Source organism: Massilia sp. DJPM01, from assembly GCF_030348125.1.
Lineage (GTDB): Bacteria > Pseudomonadota > Gammaproteobacteria > Burkholderiales > Burkholderiaceae_D > Telluria_A > Telluria_A frigida.
This window is the reverse complement of the sequence record NZ_JAQOZV010000110.1, coordinates 1-6,516: the sequence shown is the minus strand read 5'-3', so window position 1 is coordinate 6,516 and position 6,516 is coordinate 1. Positions and strand designations below refer to the sequence as shown.

Genomic DNA, 6,516 nt, shown 5'->3' with positions numbered 1-6,516 from the left:
GAATCGACGAGCAAATGCGATGTTAGCAAGCGAAATCGGTAACCTAGTTCGGGAAAATACAGAAAAGCGGCACGCCCAAGACCTTAGGCGGGGATTGCCGCACGCGCTGAAATGGGGAACACGCAATCAAATCCGGCGACGCGCCGAAACTGCTGCTGACGGCCCGCACCTGCTCATGGGGTCGTCTCAGAAAACGGAATTTAAAGTACGTTAAGACTTGGGCAGCGGGCGCAGCGGTCGGAACTTCCCGACGCCGACCTTGACGCTGCTCTGCCACAGGTAGTCGCCAGTCAGGTTGATGTGCTCCCAGCCCAACGGCGACAGGTAGCGCAACAAGTCGTCGTCCACCGTGCGGCCGTGGCTGCGCAAGGCGTTGGTGGCACGCTCCAGGTACACCGTATTCCACAGCACGATGGCCGCCGTCACCAGATTGAGGCCGCTGGCGCGGTAGCGCTGTTGCTCGAAGCTGCGGTCCCGGATTTCGCCGAGCCGATTGAAGAACACAGCCCTGGCCAGTGCGTTGCGCGCCTCACCCTTGTTCAAACCGGCGTGTACGCGCCGGCGCAGTTCGACGCTCTGCAACCAGTCCAGGATGAACAGGCTGCGCTCGATGCGCCCCAGCTCGCGCAGCGCGATCGCCAGGCCGTTCTGGCGCGGATAGCTGCCGAGCTTGCGCAGCATGAGCGAGGCGGTGACCGTGCCCTGCTTGATCGAGGCGGCCAGGCGCAGGATCTCGTCCCAGTGGGCACGGACGTGATCGATGTTCAGCGTGCCGCCGATCATCGGCTTGAGTGCGTCATAGCTAGTCTCTCCCTTCGGGACATAAAGCCGGGTATCGCCCAGGTCCCGGATGCGCGGCGCGAAACGGAAACCCAGCAGGTGCATCAGCGCGAAGACATGATCCGTGAAACCGGCCGTGTCGGTGTAGTGTTCCTCGATGCGTAAGTCGGACTCGTGATACAGCAAGCCGTCAAGCACGTAGGTCGAGTCGCGCATGCCGACGTTGACGACCTTGATGCTGAAGGGCGCGTACTTGTCGGAGATGTGGGTGTAGAACATGCGGCCGGGTTCGGCGCCGTACTTCGGGTTGATGTGGCCGGTGCTCTCGGCTTTGCCGCCCGCCTTGAAGCGCTGGCCATCCGACGACGAGGTGCTGCCATCGCCCCAGTGCGCGGCGAACGGCTGGCCGATCTGGGCGTTGACCAGCTCGGCCAGCGCCGGAGAATACGTTTCATCTCGGATGTGCCAGGCCTGCAACCAGGACAGCTTGGCGTACGTCGTGCCGGGACAGGAATCGGCCATCTTCGTCAGGCCGAGATTGATCGCGTCGGCCAGTATCACCGTCAACAGCAAGGTCTTGTCGCCGGCCGCGTCGCCCGTTTTGAGGTGCGTGAAGTGACGGGTAAATCCGGTCCACTGGTCGACTTCCAGCAGCAATTCGGTGATCTTGATGGACGGCAGGCGCATTGCCGTCTGATCGATCAGAACCTGTGCGGTGTCCGGGACTATCGTATCCTGCGGCGTGATCTTCAGGCCGGACTGCGTCGTGATGACGGCATCGGGCAAGGCATTGGCGGCGGCCAGGCGGTTGACCGTGGCAAGCTGCTCTTCCAGAAGCGACAGCCGCCCGGCCAGATACTGGTCACAGTCGGTGGCCACGGCCAGCGATAGGCCGCCAGCGAGCTTCATTGCGGCAAATTTTTCGGCCGGAATCAGGTACTCGTCGAAGTCCTTGAACTGGCGCGAGCCCTGGACCCACACATCGCCGGATCGCAATGCGTTCTTGAATTCGGACATGGCGCACAGCTCGTAATAGCGCCGGTCGATGCCTTCGCCAGTGAGCACCAGTTTCGACCAGCGTTTCTTGATGAAGCCGGTCGGCGCGTCGGCCGGCATCTTGCGAGCACCGCTGGCGTTCATGTCGCGCAGCACATCGATGGCGTCGAGCACGCCCTTGGCGGTCGGCGCCGCCCGCAGCTTGAGCACGTCGAGGAATTCAGGCGCGTAGCGACGCAGCGTGGCGTAGCTTTCACCGATGAGGTGAAGGAAATCGAAGCTTTCCGGCTGCGCCAGCTTCTGCGCTTCAGTGACGCTGGCCTTGAAGGCGTCCCAGGAGATGACGGCCTCGATGGCGGCGAACGGATCGCCCTCGCTTTGCCTGGCATCGAGCAGGGCCTGACCGATGCGCCCGTACAGACGTACCTTGTCGTTGATCGCCTTGCCCGACGCCTGGAACTGCTGCTGATGCTTGTTCCTGGCCGTGTTGAATAGCTTGCCCATGATGCGGTCGTGCAGGTCGATGATTTCGTCCGTGACCGTGGCCATGCCTTCGACGGCGAGCGCGACCATCGTCGCATAGCGCCGCTTGACCTCGAACTTGGCCAGGTCGGCCGGCGTCATCTGCCCGCCCTCGCGGGCGATCTTGAGCAAGCGATTCTGGTGCACCGCGCGCTCGATGCCGGCCGGGAGGTTGAGCACCTGCCACGCCTTGAGGCGTTCGATGTGTTCGAGCATGTGCCGCGAATTGGGCTTGCTCGGGGAGAGGCGCAGCCAGGCCAGCCAAGTGATGTTGCTGTCGGTCTTGCGGGTGAGCAGCTTGTCCAGGTTGCGGAAGTGGAACACCGTCAGGGAATCGGTCAGCGACTCATAAATGCGCCGATTGGCGCGCGTGATCGCCTCGGCACAGATCCGTTCGATGACATTTGCCGTTGGCGACAGAATAGCCTGGCGGCGTAGTTGCTCAATTAATTCCGTCGCGAGCACAACACCCTTGTCGGTCTGGCACGCGAGCTCGTTCATCCCGTGCACCGCAGGCCGATAGTGATGCATCGTCGTAAACGACTGAAAACCAAACACTGTCTGCATGCTGATCGGTTATGCGCGTGTCTCCACCAGCGATCAAAATCTTGACCTCCAGATTGATGCGTTGAGCAAAGCAGGCTGCCAGAAGCTGTTCGACGACAAGATGAGTGGTGGCCGTGCTGAACGGCCCGGACTGGCCAAGGCATTGGAAATGCTGCGGGAGGACGATACCCTCGTCGTGTGGAAGCTCGACCGCCTCGGCCGAAACGTCAAGAACCTGGTCGCCCAAGCGCCTGGGCGTGCTGGTGCACGATTGTTGGGCCCCGTATTGGCGGCTTGACGACTCCATTCACGCCTTATGCAATGCCCACCTGTTGCGCGAACTGCTTTACGTGAAGGAAATCACCGGCCAGCAATGGCCCGAGTCGATGATGCAATTGCTGCTCAGCGCCAATCGGGTTTGTACGGCGGCGCGGCACCAACAGCGTTCGCTCGACGCCGACGATGTGGCCGCCTTCCGCACCGTGTACGACGCGTTGGTGCGGGAAGGCGAAGCGCTTCATCCCGAAGCCGTGCAGTCGCCGGGTCAGCGCGGCCGCGGCAAACAATCGGTCCCGGCCAATCTGCTGCGCCGCTTCCGCCTGCACGCCGACGCGGTCCTGCGTTTCATCAGCGATCCGGCCGTGCCATTCACCAAAAACGTCGGCGAACGCGCCGTGCGCATGCCCAAGGTCAAACAGAAAATATCGGGCTGCTTCCGCACACTTGCCGGTGCCGAGCACTTCTGCGTCATCCGCTCCTGCCTCGACACGTTGCGCAAACAAGGCCACAGCATGCTCGCTGTGCTGCAACGCGCCTTCGCCGGCAACCCTATTCCACTAATTGCTTAGCCGCTGAACAGTCACTAATAATTTACATTTAACATACTTTGGTAGGCAACTTTCATGCCTTGCTTCATGAGCCGCACATCAGGTGGTGCGCGGCCCGGAAGCAGCATACCACCGTAGACACGCGTTGACACGCGCCCGCGAAGTAGATACCATGTATCTACCGACTTAAGGAGAGAATCATGAACTATCAGACAGCAGAAGCAGCAGTGAGCCAATGGGGAAATGGCCTTGCCGTGCGCCTCACGAAGGTGGTCGCCAAGACTGCCGGCATGACAGACGGGACGCAAGTGCGCATCACCGCCGAGAAGGGTCGAATTGTCTTGGAAGCGGTGGAGCCAGGAATTACCCTTGCCTCGATGCTGGCTTCCTTCGACCCAGTGCGTCATGGCGGCGAAGTAATGACATTCGCCCCGGTCGGCGAGGAAGTCGTCTAATGGCGGCGAAGCAAGGCTGGGCTCCAGACCGCGCGGACATCATCTACATTCAGCACAGCCCCCACGTGGGGAAGGAAATGCCAAGCTTCCATCCGATGCTTGTTACTTCCACTCGTGCTTTCAACGAGAAGACTGGCATCGTAATTGGGTTCCCCATGACGCACGCCGCGTCCAATGCGGACAATCAGTTCGCCGTCGCTGTCAAGGGTCCAAAAGACGAGGTTGGCTATATTCTCACTTTCCAACCAAAGTCATTCGACTGGCGCGCGCGCGAGGCTTGTGAGCATCCTTGGGGCGGTGGCCATGCCGCCGTACTGGAAGAAGCACTGTCCAGGCTGGGCATGATCTGCGGCTTCAACCACCCCTAACGCATTTTCTGGATGTCCACAGGTCGTAGCGCGGTTTTGCCGTCGACGTCGCGCAGAATGAATTTGGGAGAGGTTACACGAAAAGGCGAGTGCAACTTTTCTTGTAACCTAATTTTGTGTAACTTGTGGGCCCTTCAACAGGTCACGAATTTTGACAGAATGGCCTGGTCGCGAGCCGGTCCGGCAGCTGCTCGACACGGCTCGGCAATGCGCGTGTAACGCCTTGATTCCTTGGAAAATTTTAGCCCCTCGCGGCGCAGCGGAATAACACCTTCCGCACCCGTGGAACATTCCGGCCGATGACGGCAACCTGGTTGCATTTGGGCGCTGTCCAGCCTGCGCAACCGGACGCGGAACTGTCGATATTCCCCGGAAGCAATGCAACGCCCAGAATTGTCACTGAGGATTAGGTGTTGTCACGAGAGTCAAGCATCGCTAGGGCCGGTTTGACGCGCATCGCCCATTTTCCGCCCGCTGTAGATTTTGTCCTCGATCCGGTCCTGCGCACGGCTGGCCACGTCCATGTTCACTTCCAGGTAGCCCATCGTGGTCTTCGGGTCCTTGTGGCGCATGATGGCCTGGATGGTCTGAATGGGCGTGCCTTCTTCCGACATGAGGGTGGCGCAGGTGCCGCGCAGCCGGTGGGGAGTGATACCAGTCAGGGAGGTGGCGGCGTTGGCGCGGCGCATAGCGTATCGGGCGAATCCATCCGGCAGCGCCCTGCCCTGCTTACCTGGCGCAATGAGGCCCTGCGGTCGTCGTTGGGGCGCCAGGTACACAACCAGCCAGCGCGGCATCGGTACTGGGACCGCCTCCTTTCCCTTGGTAATGCCGGGCGTGAAGGTTCGCCGCTCCCAGTCGATCCACTCCCAGCAGGCGCTGGCCGCTTCCGACTCGCGCAGGCCCAGGCCGTACATGAGACGCACAGCGATGGCGACGGACGGCGAGCGCGTGGTCGCCTTGTCGATCTCGGCCAGCCAGTCGTCGGTGGTTTTGGTGGGCAAGGTGGCGCGCGGGATCTTCTGGACCGGCAGCATGGGCACGTCCCACGGCAGCTTGGGGATGATCTTGCGCTTGACCGCCCAGTTCACCAGCAGCTTGAGCTTGCGCAGCCAGTGGTTCGCGGTGGCCGGCTTGCGCGTGGCCAGGTGCGCGTTTCGCGCCTTCTCGATGATCTCGGTGCCCAGGTCGCTAATCAACAGCTGGCCCAGCCCGTGAAGGTGCCGGCGCTTGAAAACGTCGACCCCGCGGCGATGCGACTTGCTGGCGATCGGCGCGCGCAGTTCCTCCCATTGCTCGATCAATTCCTCCAGCGTCGGGACCAGCTGCATGCCGCTCGCGAGCAGGACGGCATCGGCGTACGCCTTGGACATGATCGCGTGGGCGCGCTTGTGGTTCACCTCGTGGGTGGTCCGCTGGCGCCGCGCGCCACCGGCGAGCCGGAAGCGGTAGTGGTAATACTTGCCAACCTTGAACAGGGTGCTGGACATGCCGCCCCCGGTCAGGCTGGGGGGATGAACGAACCGAGCTGGTGCAGCACCGGCGCCGACGGCGGTTCCGGTGGCAGCGCCGGCGTGGCCATCGCTTCGTGGGCCTTCTTGATGCTGTGGCTCATGCTGTAGGCGGCCTGCCCAAAGCTTTTCACATGATAATAATAGGTGCGCTCGCTGATGCCGAGCGCGGCGGCCGCCTGCTTGGCCAGCGCGGCGTCGCCGACGTAATACGCCTTGAATGCCAGGAACTTGCCCTTCCATTTCTTCATGTCGGCCAATGTATGCACGGCCATGTTGAAATACTGCATGTCAGGGTGGTTACGGGCGTTTGGCTCCCTCCCCACCTTGGACGGCTGCAGGCGCCCAAGGGTTCCGCTGCTGGCCGGTCGCATGTAAAAGCTGCGTGTCTGGCACCAGCGCACCCACTCGTCACAATATTCTGCTACTACATCCCGATTTTTCATCTGTACTGCCTCCGTGGTCAATTCGCGGGGCAGTCTAAAGCCGGTTAAAGATTAACTTAGATTTT

6 protein-coding genes and 2 pseudogenes are annotated in these 6,516 nt (G+C 61.4%); 5 read left to right on the top strand and 3 right to left on the bottom strand.

Features of this window, described 5'->3' with window-relative positions:
- The coding region (locus tag PO883_RS33415; RefSeq protein ID WP_289313627.1) for a hypothetical protein at positions 1 to 214 on the top strand (214 nt) is incomplete at its 5' end.
- On the opposite strand, the pseudogene PO883_RS33410 reads toward PO883_RS33415, so the two are convergent.
- Positions 211 to 2,862, bottom strand: a pseudogene (locus tag PO883_RS33410) (Tn3 family transposase); the annotation flags it as partial. The gene PO883_RS33415 and the pseudogene PO883_RS33410 sit on opposite strands and share 4 nt — an antisense overlap.
- 1 nt (position 2,863) lies before the next feature.
- Between PO883_RS33410 and PO883_RS33405 the strand changes: the two are divergent.
- The 4 genes and pseudogenes from PO883_RS33405 to PO883_RS33390 form a co-directional block, all read left to right on the top strand.
- Positions 2,864 to 3,085 (top strand): annotated as a pseudogene (locus PO883_RS33405) (recombinase family protein); the annotation flags it as partial.
- Positions 3,086 to 3,101: 16 nt separating this feature from the next.
- Positions 3,102 to 3,692 carry a transposase gene (locus PO883_RS33400; protein WP_289313626.1) on the top strand — a complete coding sequence of 197 codons (591 nt, stop codon included), beginning with the start codon at positions 3,102 to 3,104 and terminating at the stop codon, positions 3,690 to 3,692.
- A 179-nt stretch (positions 3,693 to 3,871) separates the two neighbouring features.
- Positions 3,872 to 4,126, top strand: a complete 255-nt coding sequence (locus PO883_RS33395; protein WP_063896205.1) for a hypothetical protein — start codon at positions 3,872 to 3,874, stop codon at positions 4,124 to 4,126.
- Positions 4,126 to 4,494, top strand: a complete 369-nt coding sequence (locus PO883_RS33390; protein WP_054264785.1) for a type II toxin-antitoxin system PemK/MazF family toxin — start codon at positions 4,126 to 4,128, stop codon at positions 4,492 to 4,494. The genes PO883_RS33395 and PO883_RS33390 overlap by 1 nt, the downstream gene beginning before the upstream one ends.
- 425 nt (positions 4,495 to 4,919) lie before the next feature.
- Here PO883_RS33390 and PO883_RS33385 read toward each other — a convergent pair whose 3' ends face one another.
- Entirely contained in the window at positions 4,920 to 5,984 is a 1,065-nt protein-coding gene (locus PO883_RS33385; protein WP_289313625.1) for a site-specific integrase, read from the bottom strand.
- Positions 5,985 to 5,995: 11 nt separating this feature from the next.
- Complete coding sequence (locus PO883_RS33380; RefSeq protein WP_289313624.1) at positions 5,996 to 6,295, bottom strand: hypothetical protein; 300 nt, start codon at positions 6,293 to 6,295, stop codon at positions 5,996 to 5,998.
- Between the last annotated feature and the right edge of the window lie 221 nt (positions 6,296 to 6,516).